12 protein-coding genes are annotated in these 17,119 nt (G+C 62.5%); all 12 read right to left on the bottom strand.

Annotated features, from left to right (window positions below):
- Window positions 1–41: 41 nt before the first annotated feature.
- On the bottom strand, window positions 42–1,532 hold the full coding sequence (locus HX830_RS03380) for an efflux transporter outer membrane subunit (protein WP_177098974.1): 1,491 nt from the start codon (window positions 1,530–1,532) through the stop codon (window positions 42–44).
- Entirely contained in the window at window positions 1,529–4,636 is a 3,108-nt protein-coding gene (locus HX830_RS03375; RefSeq protein ID WP_177098973.1) for a multidrug efflux RND transporter permease subunit, read from the bottom strand. The genes HX830_RS03380 and HX830_RS03375 overlap by 4 nt, the downstream gene beginning before the upstream one ends.
- The gene (locus tag HX830_RS03370) at window positions 4,633–7,734 is read right to left on the bottom strand and encodes an MdtB/MuxB family multidrug efflux RND transporter permease subunit (RefSeq protein WP_103494088.1); all 3,102 of its coding nucleotides are present in this window, start codon (window positions 7,732–7,734) and stop codon (window positions 4,633–4,635) included. Before HX830_RS03370 ends, HX830_RS03375 begins: the two co-directional genes overlap by 4 nt.
- Window positions 7,731–9,035, bottom strand: coding sequence for an MdtA/MuxA family multidrug efflux RND transporter periplasmic adaptor subunit (locus HX830_RS03365; RefSeq protein ID WP_177098972.1), 1,305 nt, complete (start codon window positions 9,033–9,035; stop codon window positions 7,731–7,733). Before HX830_RS03365 ends, HX830_RS03370 begins: the two co-directional genes overlap by 4 nt.
- 190 nt (window positions 9,036–9,225) lie before the next feature.
- Complete coding sequence (gene tpx / locus HX830_RS03360) at window positions 9,226–9,726, bottom strand: thiol peroxidase (RefSeq protein WP_152738934.1); 501 nt, start codon at window positions 9,724–9,726, stop codon at window positions 9,226–9,228.
- A 194-nt stretch (window positions 9,727–9,920) separates the two neighbouring features.
- Entirely contained in the window at window positions 9,921–10,421 is a 501-nt protein-coding gene (gene tpx, locus HX830_RS03355) for a thiol peroxidase (protein ID WP_100943143.1), read from the bottom strand.
- A gap of 161 nt (window positions 10,422–10,582) precedes the next feature.
- A complete protein-coding gene (locus HX830_RS03350) occupies window positions 10,583–11,077 on the bottom strand; it encodes a hypothetical protein (RefSeq protein WP_103494085.1) in 495 nt (164 codons plus the stop codon).
- A gap of 186 nt (window positions 11,078–11,263) precedes the next feature.
- Window positions 11,264–11,782, bottom strand: a complete 519-nt coding sequence (locus HX830_RS03345) for a GNAT family N-acetyltransferase (protein WP_177098971.1) — start codon at window positions 11,780–11,782, stop codon at window positions 11,264–11,266.
- A gap of 113 nt (window positions 11,783–11,895) precedes the next feature.
- Complete coding sequence (pelG, locus tag HX830_RS03340; protein ID WP_177098970.1) at window positions 11,896–13,266, bottom strand: exopolysaccharide Pel transporter PelG; 1,371 nt, start codon at window positions 13,264–13,266, stop codon at window positions 11,896–11,898.
- On the bottom strand, window positions 13,267–14,784 hold the full coding sequence (pelF, locus tag HX830_RS03335; protein WP_177098969.1) for a GT4 family glycosyltransferase PelF: 1,518 nt from the start codon (window positions 14,782–14,784) through the stop codon (window positions 13,267–13,269).
- Entirely contained in the window at window positions 14,781–15,770 is a 990-nt protein-coding gene (locus HX830_RS03330) for a HEAT repeat domain-containing protein (RefSeq protein WP_103494081.1), read from the bottom strand. The genes pelF and HX830_RS03330 overlap by 4 nt, the downstream gene beginning before the upstream one ends.
- Complete coding sequence (locus tag HX830_RS03325) at window positions 15,748–17,118, bottom strand: PelD GGDEF domain-containing protein (RefSeq protein ID WP_177098968.1); 1,371 nt, start codon at window positions 17,116–17,118, stop codon at window positions 15,748–15,750. Before HX830_RS03325 ends, HX830_RS03330 begins: the two co-directional genes overlap by 23 nt.
- Between the last annotated feature and the right edge of the window lies 1 nt (window position 17,119).

Raw genomic sequence — 17,119 nt, 5'->3', positions numbered from 1 at the left:
GGCGTCAATAAGACCGCCATCCAACCCAAGCCGAATACCGATCAGCGCTTGGCGCTCAAGTCGGTATTGCCATCCCAACCACCGCCCATCGCCGCGATCAACTGGACGCTGGCGATCAACCGGCTCTGCAGCAAGCTCAGCACGCTACGCTCGTTGGTCAACGCCGTGGTCTGCACCGTGACCACATCCAGGTAAGTGATCAGGCCCGCCTTGTACTGGTTGTCGGTCAAACGCAGGGATTCCCGGGCCGCTTCCAGCGCCTGGGCCCGCACCGTCGCCTCGTCTTCCATGACCTTGAGCTGGACCATATAGTTTTCCACTTCACGGAATCCATCCAGCACGGTCTGGCGGTACTTGGCCACGGTCTGGTCATACACTGCTTCGGTCCGGTCCACTTCCGCCGAGCGCTGGCCACCGTCGAACAAGGTGGCGGCCAGCTTAGGGCCCACCGACCAGAAACGGTTCGGCAGGCTGATCCAGTTCTCAAAGGTACTGCTGCTGTAACCACCGGACAGGCTCAGGGTGAAGTCCGGATAATAAGCCGCCTTCGCCACGCCGATATTGGCGTTGGCCGCGATCACCGAACGCTCCGCCGAAGCGATGTCCGGACGCCGCTCCAGCAGTTGCGACGGCACCCCCAGCGGAATCGCCGGCAAGGCCGGAACACTGTTGGTGGCCGCCAGCTGGAATTGCGCCGGGGGCAGGCCGATCATGACGGCAATGGCGTTTTCGAACTGGGCCCGTTGCCAGATCAGGTCGATCAGGTCGCCCTGGGCGCTCTTGAGCTGGGTCTGCGCCTGGGCGATCGCCGCTTTCCCGGAAACGCCAAAGCGGTACTGGCTTTCGGTATTTTTCAACGAGCGCTCGTAGGCCTGCACCGTGGCTTCAAGCAGGCGCTTCTGTTCGTCGATCACCCGCAGTTGCAGGTAGTTCTGCACCAGACTCGACTGTTGGCTCAGGCGCATGGCCGCGAGGTCGGCAAAACTTGCCTGGGCACTGGCGTCGTTGGCTTCCAGGCCTCGGCGCAGCTTGCCCCAGACATCCGCCTCCCAACTCACCCCGAGTTGGGCGTTATAGGTGTCGACAATCCCGCTGGATGAACGGCTCAGGCTCGAGTTGCTGCTACCGGTGCCCTGGCTGGAGCGAGTTTTCCCGGCACTCAGGTCGACACTCGGAAAGAACGCCCCCCGGGCGCTCTTGACCAACGCCAGGGCCTGGCGGTACTGGGCTTCGGACTGCGCCACGGTCTGGTTGGCGCTGTTGAGTTTTTCCACCAGGCCATTGAGCGTCGGGTCGCCATACAGCTCCCACCAGGCACCACGGGCCAGAGAGTCACTGGGCTGCGCCTGACGCCAGCCGCTGGCTTCCTTGTATTGCGCCGGTGCGGCGGCGTCCGGACGCTTGTAGTCCGGGCCCACGGCGCAGGCGCTGAGCAGCAGCCCGCACAAGGCCAGGCTCAACAGGCGTGAACCACGGATGGTCTCCAGGCGCTGGGCGGCCAGAGGCATTTTGCATTGCGATTGGTCAGTCATAGCGGAGTTTCCAGAGCACCATCGGTGCGTACGCCGCGCCACTTGTTGAAGCGGTGGCGCAAACGGTCGAGATAAAGGTAAACCACCGGGGTGGTGTAGAGCGTCAGGATCTGGCTGAAGATCAACCCGCCGATAATGGTCAAACCCAGGGGCTGGCGCATTTCCGCGCCTTCGGCACTGCTCAGCAGCAACGGCAGGGCTCCGAGGATCGCCGCCAGGGTGGTCATCAGGATCGGCCGCAGGCGCAGCAGGCAAGCCTGGCGAATCGACTCCAGCGGGTCCAGGCCCGAATGGCGCTCCAGTTGCAGCGCCAGGTCGATCATCAGGATCGCATTCTTTTTCACCACGCCGATCAGCAGGAACAACCCCAGCAGCGAGATCAGGCTGAACTCGCCGCCCAGCAGGTAGATACTGAGCAAGGCACCGACCCCGGCCGACGGCAGTGTGGAAAGGATGGTCAGCGGATGGATGTAGCTCTCATAGAGAATGCCCAATACCAGATACACCGCCACCAGCGCGCCAAGGATCATGAACGGCTGGCTTTTCTGGGTTGCCGCAAAGGCGTCGCTGGTGCCGGCCATCTTGGCGATCACCGCTTCCGGCAAACCGAGCTTGGCGACGGCCCGCTCGATAGCGGCAGTGCCCTGCTCCACCGTGACGCCGGGCGCCATGTCGAACGACAGGCTTTCGGAGGCGAACTGCCCCTCGTGGTCAACCCGGTCATCCTGCAGGCTGTTTTCGTAATGGGCGATGGTCGACAGCGGAATACGCTGCCCGCTTGAGCCGATGACCTTGACCTGATTGAGGGTTTCCGGCGACTGGGCGTATTTCGGGTTGATCTCCATCACCACCTGATACTGGTTCAGGGTGTCGTAGATGGTGGAGATCTGCCGCTGGCTGTAGGCGTTGTTGAGCACCGTGGTCACCGTGTTCATATCCACGCCCAGGCGTTTGGCGGTATCACGGTCGACCACCAGGGTAGTCTGCGGCGCCCCGCGGCCTTCCCGTGCATCGATGGCGGTCAGTTCCGGCAAGGCCTTGAGGGCCGCGACCACTTTCGGATACCACTCGCGCAACGCGCCAAGATCGTCGCTTTGCAGGATGTAGGAGTACTGCGCGGTCTGTTGCTCGCGACCGCCGCCGAACTGCAGATCCTGATCGGCCATCAGCATCAGTCGGGCACCCGGCACCTTGGGCATTTCCGTGCGCAGGCGCTCGATAACGTTCTGCGCCGAGACGTTGCGCTCCTTGATCGGCTTGAGGCGCACCAGCATGAAGGCGTTGTTGGTGCCATTGTTGCCACCGATAAACCCGGCCACGCTTTGCACCGCCGGGTCGGCCAGTACCGCCTTGCGGAAGATTTCCATCTTCGGCTGCATATTGCCGAACGACATACCGTCGTCGCCACGGACATAGCCGATCAGTTGCCCGGTGTCCTGTTGCGGCAGGAAGGTTTTCGGCACCACCACGTACAGGGCGACGTTCACCCCGATGGTGACGAACAGGCTGAGCAGGGTCAGGCGCTTGTGCCGCAGGACCCAGTCCAGGCTGACGGCATAGGCCGCGATCATGCGTTCGTTGGCCTTTTCGCTCCAGCGCTGCAGCCGGCTCGGCTCACCCTGCTGGTGCGGCTTGAGCCAGCGCGCGCAGAGCATCGGCGTCAGGGTCAGGGACACCACCAGCGAAACCAGGATCGAGGCCGCCAGGGTGATGGAGAACTCGCGGAACAGGCTGCCGATGATCCCGCCGATAAACAGGATCGAGAGGAACACCACCACCAGCGACAGGTTCATCGACAGCAAGGTGAAGCCGACTTCCTTGGCCCCCAGGTACGCGGCCTTCATCGGTGGAATGCCATCGTCGATATGCCGGGAAATGTTCTCCAGTACCACGATGGCATCGTCCACCACCAGCCCGGTGGCCAGGATCAGGGCCATCAGCGACAGGTTGTTCAAGGAGAAGCCGTAGAGGTACATGACCGCAAAGGTGCCGACCAGCGACACCGGCACCGCCAGGGTCGGAATCAACGAGGCGCGGAAGTTGCCGAGGAACAGATACACCACCAGCACCACCAGGGCCACGGCGATCAGCAGGGTCATCTCGGCTTCGTGGAGCGTGGCCTTGATCACCGGCGAGCGGTCCATGGCCAGGTTCAGCTTGACGCTGGCCGGCAAGACCGCCTGTAAAGTCGGCAGTTGCGCCTTGATCTCGTTCACCGTCTCGATGATGTTGGCGCCGGCCTGGCGGTTGATCACCAGCAGGACCGCCTCGTCATTGTTGAAGAACCCGGCGTTGTAACGGTCCTCGACGCTGTCGCTGATCTTCGCCACATCCCCCAGGCGCAGGGCCGCGCCGTTCTGGTAGTGAATGATCAGCGGTTCATAGTCCTTGGCCTTTTCCAACTGGTCGTTGGCCTGTATCTGCCAGTTGCGGCCGGCATCCTCGAGCGAACCCTTGGGCCGGCGCACGTTGGCATTGGCAATGGCGGTCCGGACATTGTCCAGGGCCACGCCGTACTGGTTGAGCGCCTGGGGTTCGAGTTCAATGCGCACCGCCGGCAGCGAACTGCCGCCGATCTGCACCTCGCCCACGCCCGGGACCTGGGACAGGCTCTGGGACAGGATGGTCGAGGCCAGGTCGTAGAGCTGGCCCTTCTGCAACTGGTCGGAGGTCAGCGACAGCACCATGATCGGCGCCTGGGACGGGTTGACCTTCTTGTAGGTGGGCATGCTGCGCATGCCGCTGGGCAGCAGGTTGCGCGAGGCATTGATGGCCGCCTGGACCTCCCGCGCCGCGCCGTTGATATCGCGGTTGAGGTCGAACTGCAGGATCACCCGGGTCGAACCCTGGCTGGACCGGCTGCTCATGGTGTTGACGCCGGGAATCACGCCGAAGGAGCGTTCCAGCGGCGTGGCCACGGTGGAGGCCATGACTTCCGGGCTGGCACCCGGCAGGCTGGCCTGGACCACGATCACCGGAAAGTCCATTTGCGGCAGCGGCGAAACCGGTAACAGGCCGAAACTCACAGCGCCCAGCAGGACAATCGCCAGGCTCAGCAGCATGGTCGCTACCGGCCGGCGAATAAAAGGTCCCGACAGGTTCATGTTTCCACCTGCTCAAGACGGCTCGGATGCCGCCCCCAGCGCCGTCCGAGGCGATCGAAGTACAGGTAGATCACCGGCGTGGTGAACAACGTCAGTACCTGGCTGACCAGCAAGCCGCCGACCATCACCAGGCCCAGGGGTTGACGAAGTTCGGCACCGGAACCGGTGGCGAGCATCAACGGAATGGCGCCGAACAGCGCCGCCAGGGTGGTCATCAGGATCGGCCGGAAACGCAGCAGCGCCGCCTGGTAGATCGCCTGCTCCGGCAACATGCCCTGGTTGCGCTCGGCGTCGAGGGCGAAGTCGATCATCATGATCGCGTTCTTCTTGACGATACCGATCAGCAGGATGATCCCGATAATGGCGATCATGCCCAGGTCGTTGCCTGTCAGAATCAACGCCAGCAAGGCCCCGACCGCCGCCGAGGGCAAGGTCGAGAGGATGGTTACCGGGTGGATATAACTCTCGTAGAGCACCCCGAGCACGATGTACATGGTCACCACCGCCGCCAGGATCAGCAGCAAGGTGCTCGACAGCGAGGCCTGGAAGGCTTCGGCCGCGCCCTGGAACTGGGTCTGCACGCCCACCGGCATGCCGATCTCCTGCTTGACCTGGTCGATAACCTCCACCGCCTGCCCCAGCGCCACGCCCGGCGCCAGGTTGAACGACATCATCACCGCCGGGAACTGGCCGATATGGGAGATGGCCAACTGCGCCTGGCGCTCCTCGACACGGGCCAGGCTGGACAGGCGCACCTGTCCGCCGCTGGTGGTCTTGACGTGGATCTGCTCCAGCGCCTGCGGTCCGATCTTCTCCCCCGCCTGGGCTTGCAGCACCACGCGGTACTGGCTGGCCTGGGTGTAGATGGTGGAAATCTGCCGCTGGCCGAAACCGTCATACAGCGCATCGGTGATATCCGACACCGCCACGCCAAGGCGTGAAGCGGCGTCCCGGTCTATTACCAGGAAGACCTGCAGGCCCTTGTCCTGCAAGTCGCTGGCGACATCGGTCAGTTCCGGGCGCTGGGCCAGGGCGTCCACCAGCTTGCCGCTCCACTCGGCCAGCAGGTCGGGGTCCGGCGAGGACATGCTGAACTGGTACTGGGTGCGGCTGACCCGATCCTCGATGGTCAGGTCCTGCACCGGCTGCAGGTACAGGCGGATCCCCGACAGTTTGTCGACTTCCGGCTGCAGGCGGTTGATGATCTGCGTGGCGGTCTCACGGCGCTGGTGGCGCGGCTTGAGATTGATCAGGAAGCGGCCGCTGTTGAGCGTGGCATTGTCGCCGTCCACGCCGATATACGACGACAGGCTCTCCACATCCGGGTCGGTGAGGATGACCTTGGCCAGTTCCTGTTGGCGCTGGCTCATGGAGGCAAAGGATACCGACTGCGGTGCTTCGGAAATCCCCTGGATCACCCCGGTGTCCTGCACCGGGAAGAAGCCCTTGGGCACCATCATGTAGAGGAACACGGTCAGCGCCAAGGTGCCGACCGCCACCAGCAAGGTCAGCGACTGGTGCTTGAGCACCCACTGCAACTTGCGGCCGTAGGCCTCGATCAACCAGTCGATCCAGGCGCCGCTGGCACGATAGAAGCGGCCCTGTTCTTCGGGTTTCGGCTCGCGCTTGAGCAAGCGCGCACACATCATCGGCGTGAGGGTCAGGGACACCACCAGGGAAATCAGGATCGCCACCGCCAGGGTGATGGCGAACTCGCGGAACAGCCGCCCGACCACATCGGCCATGAACAACAGCGGGATCAGTACCGCGATCAGCGACAGCGTCAGCGAGATCAGGGTGAAGCCGATCTGCTTGGCGCCCTTGAGCGCCGCCTGCATCGGACTGTCGCCCTCCTCGATGAAACGCGAGATGTTTTCCAGCATGACGATGGCGTCGTCGACCACGAAGCCGGTGGCGATGGTCAGGGCCATCAGGGTCAGGTTGTTGACCGAAAAGCCCGCCAGATACATCACGCCAAAGGTGCCGATCAGCGACAGCGGTACGGCCACCGAGGGAATGATGGTGGCGCTGGCCCGGCGCAGGAACAGGAAGGTCACCATCACCACCAGGGCGATGGAGATCAGCAATTCATGCTGGACGTCGCTGACCGACGCACGGATGGTCTGGGTGCGGTCGGTCAGTACCTTGACCTCGATACCCGCCGGCAGGTTGTCGGTAATACTCGGCAGCAAGGCCTTGATCCGGTCCACCACCTCGATCACGTTGGCCCCGGGCTGGCGCTGGATATTCAGCAGCACGGCCTGGTTTTCATTGGCCCAGGCGGCGAGACGCTCGTTCTCGGCGCCATCGACGATCTGCGCGACATCCTTGAGCCGCAGCGGCGCGCCGTTCTTGTAGGCGAGGATCAGTTCGGCGTATTCCTTGGGCGAACGCAACTGGTCGTTGGCGTCGAGCATCGACACCCGGGTCGGGCCGTCGAAGTTGCCCTTGGGCTGGTTGACGTTCGAGGCGCCGATCAGGGTGCGCACATCCGACAGGTTCAGGCTGTTGGCCGCCAGGGCCTCGGGATTGACCTTGATCCGCACCGCCTGGCGCTGGCCGCCGGCAATGCTGACCATGCCGACGCCGCTGATCTGGGCGATCTTCTGCGCCATGCGGGTGTCGACCAGGTCATTGAGCTTGGGCAACAGCATGGTCTTCGAGGTGATCGCCAGGGTCAGCACCGGGGTGTCCGCCGGGTTGACCTTGTTGTACACCGGCGGTGCCGGCAAATCCTTGGGCAGCAGGTTGGTGGCGGCATTGATCGCCGCCTGGACCTGCTGCTCGGCGACATCCATATTGATATCGAGGTTGAAACGCAGGGTCAGGATCGATGCCCCGCCGGAACTGGTGGAGGCCATCTGGGTCAACCCGGGCATCTGCCCGAACTGGCGTTCCAGGGGCGCGGTGACCGCGCTGGTCATCACGTCGGGACTGGCGCCCGGGTAAAGAGTCATCACCCGGATGGTCGGGTAGTCGACCTGGGGCAACGCCGACACCGGCAGCAGCCGATAGGCGATCAGGCCGGCCAGGATAATGGCCAGCATGCTCAGGGTGGTCGCTACCGGGCGGAGAATAAACAGCCGCGAGAGATTCATGCGCCGACCTTTTTCGCCTTGTCGGCTTCAGCCGGTGCCTTGGCCGCCGCGCCGTCCTTCAACTGCCCGGCGGGCGCCTTGGGCACGTCCTGGGCGTCATTGACCACTTCCACTTCGCCGCCATCCTTCAAGCGGTCGGTGCCTTCCAGGACCACCCGATCACCGGCGGCCAGGCCATCCTTGATCACCGTGACATTGCCGTCGCTGGCGCCGACCTTCAGCGGCCGGATCTTGACCTTCTTGTCGCCGTCCATGACATAGACGAAGGTGCCGTCGTTGCCGAACTGGATCGCCGCGCTCGGCGCCAGCACCACGTTTTTCAGGGTATCGGCGAGCAGGTGCACATTGACGAACTGGTTGGGGAACAGGCTCTGCTCGCGGTTATCGTAAAGGGCCTTGAACTTGAGGGTGCCGGTGGTGATGTCGATCTGGTTGTCGATGCTCTGCAATACACCGCTGGCCTGTTGTTTCACATCGCCACGGTCCCAGGCTTCGGCGGGCAACTTCGCCCCGCCATGGAAGCGCGTGAGCACGGTGTCGAGGTTGTTTTCCGGCAAGGTGAAGGCGACGCTGATCGGCTGGGTCTGAGTGATGATCACCAGTATCTGGCTGTCGTTCGCCGCCAGCAGGTTGCCGACGTCCAGTTGGCGCAGGCCCAGGCGCCCGGAAATCGGCGCGCGGATCTTGGTGAAGTCCAGGTTCAGCTTGGCGGCATCGACCGCCCCTTGGTTGGCCTTGACCGTCCCCTGGTACTGCAGCACCGTGGCCTCGGCGGTGTCCAGGGTCTGCTTGGCGATACTGTCTTCGGCGAACAGCCCGCGATAGCGCTGCACATCCACCTGGGCGTTCTTCAATTGCGCCTGGCTTTGCAGGAGGGTGCCCTGGGCCTGGAGCAAGGCGCTTTCGTAGTTGCGCGGATCGATCTCGGCCAGCACATCACCGGCCTTGACCATCTGGCCGTCCTGGAAGTGAATCTTGACCAGTTGCCCGGCGACTTGCGTACGCACGTTGACCGTGTTGAGGGCCGTCACCGTCCCCAGGGCTTTGTAGTACACCGGGAAGTCTCCCACCGTCGCCGGTGCTACCCGCACGGGCACAGGGCCGGCGGACGCCCCGAAGCCCGGACGCGCCATGCCCGACTTGCCCGTGTGCGCGACGGACTTGGCTTGCGTGCCCTTGTGATGCGCGCCTGACGGCCAGAAATGCCAGCACAGTGCGCCAATAATCAACAGGATCAACAGGCCGAACAGCCAACGACGAGAAGTATGAGAAGCAGAAGATTGCATGGAGTGATCAACCATTTATGCGCGAGAACTTCTTTTGGGGAGGCTGCAAGATAAGCACTGAATTGTTTCAGGCAAAGCGCCTTTACCGGCAATTTACCTTCGCATGACATTCATCAGTGCTTCGGTAAGACACTGAAGCACAAATAAAAACAGCCTGAACAGGATCAGGCTGTAAATAATTATAAACCACTTGTTTCAGAGCCGTTTATTGCAGGGCCGCGAGTGCCGCCGCGTAATCGGGTTCCTGGCCGATATCCGCCACTAGTTCGCTATGCAACACCTTGTCGTGCGCGTCGAGGACTACGACCGCACGGGTAGTCAGGCCTGCGAGGGGGCCATCGACGATTTCCACGCCGTAGTCGCGCATGAACTCGCGGCCGCGCAAGGTGGACAGGTTGACGACCTGGTCCAGACCTTCTGCGCCGCAGAAACGTGCCTGGGCAAATGGCAGGTCAGCCGAGATGCACAGCACCACGGTGTTTTCCAGCTGGTTGGCGCGTTCGTTGAACTGGCGCACGGACTTGGCGCAGGTCGGAGTGTCGACACTGGGGAAGATATTCAACACCTTGCGCTGGCCGGCAAGGCTGGCAAGGGTGATATCGGAGAGGTCCTTGGCCACCAGGGAAAACGCGGGAGCCTGGGAGCCGGGTAGCGGTAATTGTCCGTTGATCTGGACCGTTACGCCCCTGCGGGTGACTTGAGCCATGTGTTTGCCTCCTTGTAAACACGAAATCCTACCTTGAAGCGGGCTTTCCTAGATAGCGATGTCATCTTTAGCCCTGCTATTACCGGCTTACAAAATTGGCGTTTCACCGCTAACTATCGTCGAACTCAATAAATATGGGAGTCGGCCTGCTGGCGATAGCAGTCTCGCCTTCACCGCAAACCGACTCCTTGCCATTACTTCAGAACAGCCAGGGCCGCTTCGTAGTTAGGCTCTTCGGCAATTTCCTTGACCAGTTCGCTGTGCAACACGTTGTCGTTCTCGTCCAGCACGACGACGGCGCGAGCGGTCAGGCCGGCCAGCGGGCCGTCGGCGATTTCAACGCCGTAGTCCTTAATGAACTCACGGCCACGCAGGGTCGACAGGTTCAGGACGTTTTCCAGGCCTTCGGCGCCGCAGAAGCGTGCCTGGGCGAACGGCAGGTCAGCCGAGATGCACAGCACCACGGTGTTGGCCACGTCGTTGGCCTGGGCGTTGAACTTGCGCACGGAGGTCGCGCAGGTCGGGGTATCGACGCTTGGGAAAATGTTCAACACTTTGCGCTTGCCAGCAAAGCTGCCCAGCGTAACGTCAGCCAGACCTGCGCCCACCAGGGAGAATGCTGGAGCCTTGTCGCCGGCCTGCGGCAATTGACCGTTGACCTGAACCGGGCCGCCTTTGAGGGTGACTTGAGCCATGAACTGAATCCTTCTAAACGGTTTCGATAAGAAGGTCGGGGTTAAACATGAAAATGCCACCCGACCTATGGGGCAGATAAAGTGTCACAGGATTTGCGGCCCGGCAAACCCTCTCGGGCTTTTTTTCTTGTGGGAATCCGGGCGCGACCACAGCGGACGCTTCAGTGATATTCGCGGGGAATCAGGCTCTGCAACTGCAGGGCCAGGAAGTCGGCATCGAACGGATAGATGTCCGCGTCCTTGAGGCCGTTGGTCTTGCGCCACTGCCAATCGCCAGTTCCCGGCACACCCACCAGCGAAACGCTGCCATGCCGGGCCGCCGTATGGCCCATGACCGCGATGGAAATCGTGCCGCCAGTGCCCATGACCTCCGGGACAAACTCCATCACTCTGCCGGCGATCTGGATCGTCAACTTCTGGGTCTTGAAGGGCGAGACTTCCACCGCCAGGTTGGGGCCGAAAGCCACGTAGGCTTCGCGCTGGGTTTCCAGCAGGTTCGGGCTCTTTACCGGGGCCAGCCACTGTTCCATGCGATCGAACAACTCGACGATGCGCGCCGTCCAGTGTGCCGATTGCTTTTCAAACAGTTGCTTCTTGTGTGTTTCAGTCTCGGCGTAGTGCCGAAGCATTTCCCCCAGTTGCTGTACACCATTCATTGGAGCGCTCCGTGGGTGAACCTGAATCGAAGGCCCGATCATGGCAGATCGCACCACGGGATGTGCGATTAACTCGACCGGGCATTGTCGAACGCTGACAGCATGGCCTTCCGCGGGGAGTGGAGGATCGCTAAAAGCTTCGCGGGCAAGCTCCGCTCCCACAGTGGTTCGGCGCAAGGCGGATGTTCAGGCTGGCCGACGAAACCGCGCCATGTTCAGGGTATTCACCAGACCACCGTCGCGAATCGCATAATCACGCATCACGCCCTCCTCCTCGAAACCGAACTTGCGATACAGACCCTGGGCGGCGACGTTATCGGCATACACCGTCAACTCGACCCGATGCAGGTTCATCCAGTTATCGGCCACATCCAGCACGGCAGCCAGCAGTTTCGAACCGACGCCCTTGCCCTGCCAGGCGCTTGCCACGCCCATGCCGATGGTGCCGGCGTGGCTGCGGCGCACACGAGCGTATTGTTCCAGGGAGCAACTGCCGATCACCACACCCTGATGCAGCGCCACCAACGACAGCAAGCGTTCATTGTCCTGGCGCTGGAGCAGCCGCTGACGCCAGACTTCGGCAGACTGAAACGGCATTTGCAGTACCTGGCGGCAAACGGCGGGTTCGTTATAGAGAGCCGTTATGCCGTCGATATGGGCTTCGCGAAAACGCTCGATGACGATGGAGGGGGTGTCGGCTGGCATCGTTTTTTTATCCATAAAAATAACAAGGCCGGCCAGTGTAGAGTGATTCGCGGCAAGCTGGCAAAGCCTGCTCCGGCATCCGCTCTTGCGCTACCGCAAGACCGTTTTACCCCTTAGCGCGACAGCATAAAGGTTTCGTACTCCAGGTCATCCAGCGCGGTCGACAGGCGCGCCAACCCCAGCAGCACGCACGCCAGCAGCGAAAAGGTGAACCCGTAACCGAAGAAACTCGGCCCCAGGTAGAGGCTGAGAAAGGTCAAGGCGGCGTTGAGCACGACGAACAACAGGCACAGTTCCAACACGATCGCCCGTTTGTCGAGGTAGAAAAACACGTTGAGAATCGCCATGAACACCACCTGGATGCTCACCCCGATCAGGTCGATGTAGAACAGCGGCAAGTAGTAGCTGGACATGCCCAGCCACTCCAGCAGGCGCGGACCGAACAGGAACAGCAGGACCACCGTCAGCCCCTGGACCTTGCAGATTTCCAGCAGGCCCTGGCGAATCGAGAAGGTCATTTCGGCTTTCAACGAAGCGATATGCCGCAAGGTCTCGCCATCACGCACCGCGCGGAACAGGCGGTCGTACCATTCGGCGAAGTCGGTTTCGATCCGCACCAGGAACACCGCCATCCCGGGAATGATCGCCAGGTAGGCGAGGAAGATCGGCAAGTCATAGAGAATCGAGGCGCGCATCGGTCCGATCACCTGGCTCGAGGTGTCCGGGTTGAACCAGAAGATCAATTTGTCGATCCAGATCCCCAGGTTGTAGCAGAGCCCGGTGAGCAGCAGGCTGACAAATACCTGGCGCCGATCGAGGAAGTCGAAGGCCACCAGTTTCTCGGCGCGGTACTCACGCAGGATGTCGTAGAGAAACAGGAACAGCAGTGTGCTGTGGCCGAGCAACAACGCCAGCAGCAAGCCTTCCATCCCCAGGTAACGCAGGAAGAACGCGCTGCCGACCATCAGCGCATAACCCGCCAGCATCACCACCAGGATGCGGTTATAGGCCTTCATCCCGGAGAGGAAGATGATCACCAGCCACAAGTTGCAGAGCACCACGAAGTTGGCCAGCGTCAGCAACCGGTAGACCAGCGGCTGGTCGAACAGCGTGGCCAACAGGATGATGCCCAGCAGCCCGGAGCCCAGGGTCACCAGCAGCAGCACGCCGACCAGGTTCGGCAGGATCTGCTCGTACTTGCGCTCGAACAGGCGGTCAGAGACGAAACGGGTGAAAAACAGCTGCAACCCGCCGGTGAGGATCAGCGACGTGGCCATCAGGTAGGTCACCGTGATCAGGAACTGGCGGATCAACACCTCCGGGACCACCAGCCCAAGGCTGATGACCCCCACCAGCATCACGCTGAGAATCGACAGGACCCAGGGTCCGGAACTGATCAGGCCGGCGTAGACATACGCGTGCAGCGTCGCCGTGTAGGAGTCGCGCGAGAGAATCTTGCGCAGTTCGAAACCGATGCCGGCCATTTACACAGTCCCCATGGCAGCGTGATAAAGCGTGCGATAACGGTCGATCATCAAGGTCTCGCTGTAGTAACGGTGAACCCGCAGCAAACCCGCGGCCTGGGCCGACTTCCAGCGCTCGGGGCTGCGCAGCAGATCGGTGATCGCCAGGGACGTGGCCTGTGGATCAGCGATTGCCACCACCTCCCCGGCCAGCCCGAGATCACGGTCGGCCGCGGTGCCGCCCTCGATCAGTTCGCGGCAGGAGCCGACGTCGCTGCTCACCACCGGCGTGCCGGCGGCCCAGGCTTCGAGAATCACCAGGGGCTGCGCCTCGCTGATCGAGGTCAGGACCATCAGGCCCAGTTGCGGCAGGATCTCCTGGATTTTCTGGAAGCCGAGGAACAGCACCTGTTTTTCCAGGCCCAGACTGGCCACCAGGCTGCGACACTCGGCGACGTATTCGGGGTCTTCCTCTTCCGGCCCGACAATCCAGCCCTCGACCTGCGGCATCACGCTGACCACCCCGCGCATGGCGCGCAGGAAGGTCTTCACATCCTTGATCGGCACGACCCGACCGATCAGCCCGACCACCGGCGCGATCCCTGCGGCACGAGCGTTGAGGGCCTGGGTCCAGAGCTCCAGGTTGATGCCGTTGGGGATCACCTGGGTACGCGCCGGCGGCGCGCCGTCCTTGATCTGCCGCTGGCGGTTGCCATCGTACAAGGCAATGATCTGGTCGGCGCTCTCGTACACCAGATGGCCGATGCGTTCGAAGAAGCGCACCCAGAGCATGCGGATATAACCGGTGCCGGTAACCATGCTGTCGTTGAGCGCCTGGTTGTTGCTTTCGGCGATCCAACTGGCCTGGGCCAGGTCGATCTTGCGCTCCTTGGTGTAGATCCCATGCTCGCTCAACAGCAACTGGCAACCCCACAACTGCTTGAGGATGCAGCCCACAAGCCCCGCATAACCGGTGGAAATCGAGTGCAGGACCCGTGCTCGCGGCATCCGTCGGGCGGCATCGGCCAGCATCAGCAGTGGCGACTGCATGGTGCGCAGGGTCCAGAAATAATTGACGAAGGACGGATCGGCGCAATGCTGCTCATAACCTTCGGTCAGGGCCTCCCAGCTGGGGCGGCTATAGAGCACATCGTCCAGGGTAATCCGCCCCTGGGCCAGGGCATCGAGCACGCCAAAGCCCAGCTCGGCGGGCGGCTTCTCGGGGTTGTGCAGATAGCGGTAGAGATTGCTCAGTTCTTCGAGGGACGCGCTGTGCGCGACCCGCTTGCGCTTCGGATTACGCCAGGCTTCCTCCAGGTACACCTCTTCGATATGCACCACGTTCGCCGGGATCTCATAGCGCCGCTGACCATAGGCTTCACGCTGGCCACCGATGAACAGCACCGAAAAGGTCAGTTGCGGCAACCCGAGGATCAGTTGGTGAATCCAGCCGGATACACCGCCGCGTACATAGGGCCAGGTACCTTCGAGCAGCAGGCAGACATCGGCGATTGGCGTTGGATTGGCGGGCTTTTTCATGTCCAGGTCCTTACCAGCCCGGCAAAGGGCGGGCGTTGTTGCAGCTCCGGCGGCAGGCTTTTCAACAGCCCGGGAATCTCGCTATAGCGTCCCGTTTCAAAGGCAATTTCAGCACTGAACGGCAGGACTTTGGCCGGGTCCATGCCCGCCTGCTCGGCCTGGTGCATATGCAGGCGCGCCTTGCCGATATCGCCGCGTTCCAGGGCAATACGCCCGGCCAGCAGCAGCAACTCACCGCCCTCACCCGCTTTCAGCGCCAGCTCGGCATGCTCGCCGGCTTGGCCGAGGACGTGCTGCTGGACGCTGCCCTGGGCCAGGCCCAGGTAGGCCAGCTCCCAGTACCAGCGAGCCAGCGTGGCGTGCAGGGCCCCGGCCTTCTGTGCGGGCGCGCCGGGCAACTGCGCGAGGGAAGACTGGATACGCAGGTTGATATCGCTTTCCTGCTTGTCGAGCATCGAATACGCCAGCAGACGGACATCGTCGCTCGGATCGCCCAGGGCCAGCTTGAGAATCGGCACCGCTTCCTTGCCCGGCATCCGTCGAGTGGCGAGCAGTGCCGCCAGGCGCTGGTCCGGGTCCGACGCATGGCGCAACACATCCTGCAGGCCACTGTCGCCGAAGGTTGGTGAATGCAGCTGGATCTGCGCCCGAAACGGCAGGTCGGGAATGCCCACTGCCTGCCACATCTGCATCTCGCGCTTGCGTGGCAGGTACAGGGCCGGAAAGATCGCCGCGACCACTCCCACGGCACCGATCAGCGGCACAAAAAACGCCAGGCTGAAGATAAACAACGGGCTCCATGGCAACGGCGCGCGGTAACGCGCCGGCAGCAACAGCCACACCGCCGCGGTCAACAGGCCGCAGGCGATGCCATGGGTCATGGTGTACAGGAGCGCGATCTGCAGGTCGGGCAGGCGGGTCGTCAGACTGGCCCAGCTCCCGGCTTCGAAAAACAGCGCCCCGCTAAACAGCCACTTGCTGAACATTCAGGCCACACTCGTTATGCAGGAAGTTACGCAGCCCGTCCCGTTGCCGGGCCGACTCCAGATCGTAAGGCAAGACATTGACCCCAAGGCCGGACAGCTCCACGCTCATGCCGAAGTGTTCGTGGATCAGCTTGCCCAGACGCATCAGATAACCTTGGGCGCCCTCGGCGCTGGTCAGCGGCAGCAGTACCAGTAACAACGCATGCCCGCGGTTGTTGGCCAGGGTCAGGTGCAGGTCCAGTCCACGCTGGCTGCGTTCGAACAGCCGGGCCAGCTCATCGTTGCTCCGGGTCAGCTCGAAGGCATAGAGGCAGCCGGACAAACCGTGCCGCTCGACATCCACCAACGAACGCTTGAGCTGGCGGGTGAAGTGCTGGGCGTCGGCATCCTCCAGTTGCAGCACCTGCGGGTCGTGGTGCAGCAGATCGGCAATATGCCCGGCCAGCAAGGCCAGCAGACTGAGGGTCCGTTCCTGGAAGGCAAAGAACGGCATCTGCCGGACCGCGAGGATTGCCAGCATCCGGCCCTCGGTATCCAGCAGCGGAATGCACGCCTGCAACGACGACACCGAGGCTTGGCCGCCAGCGTCGATCAGCTCTTCGCGCACGCTCACCAGTTCTTCGCGCTCCAGGCACAACTTGACCAGCAGGTCCTGGTTGTCCAGAGGCCCCATGACCCCGGTGGAGGCCAACAGGGTCAAGCTCGGTGCGGAGTCGCGCGGCGAGTCCAGACGGTACAGCCCGGCCACCCGCAACGAACCGTACTGGCCGAGCAAGGTCAGCACCGGTTCGGCCAGCAACGACAGCGAATCTTCGCCATTGGGCGCGGCACGCAGGCGCTCACGCAGGCCCAGCAACGAGCTGCGCAGGCTCTGGTCGCTGCCCGCCAGGCGCTGCTCCAGGCGATCGTGGGAGACCCGCAGTATCTGGTGCGCCCGGGTGAAATCGTCGAGCCGGTACTGGCGATACTCGTTGGCCATCTGCAAGCGCAACAGGCGCCGTTCCCACAGATCCCGCACTTCACCTACCAGCATCCCACAGACCAGCACGCCGACAATGTAGGACGGCGCGATCTGCGCGTAACCTTGCAGTCCCGACTGGCGCAGGACGAAGAACGTCGCCACCAGCAGGCTGGCACTGATCAGGCCACGGACAAAGCCGTAACGGACCCCCAGCAACAGCGGCGCCAAAAGCGACCAGGGAAACCCGCCGCGTACCTGCAACGGGTCTTCAGGGGTCAGCCAGAGACCGAAGCCGATGACCAGCGCGGTCACCAGGAAGGTTTCCAGCCAAGACGCCGGACCGCTGGCGCGCGGAGCCAGCGCGTAGTCCATGTGTGGAGAGTTCATC

Source organism: Pseudomonas gingeri (assembly GCF_013385425.1).
Classification (GTDB): domain Bacteria; phylum Pseudomonadota; class Gammaproteobacteria; order Pseudomonadales; family Pseudomonadaceae; genus Aquipseudomonas; species Aquipseudomonas gingeri_D.
The sequence above is the reverse complement of the archived record's forward strand: the minus strand, read 5'-3'. Positions and strand labels throughout refer to the sequence as shown.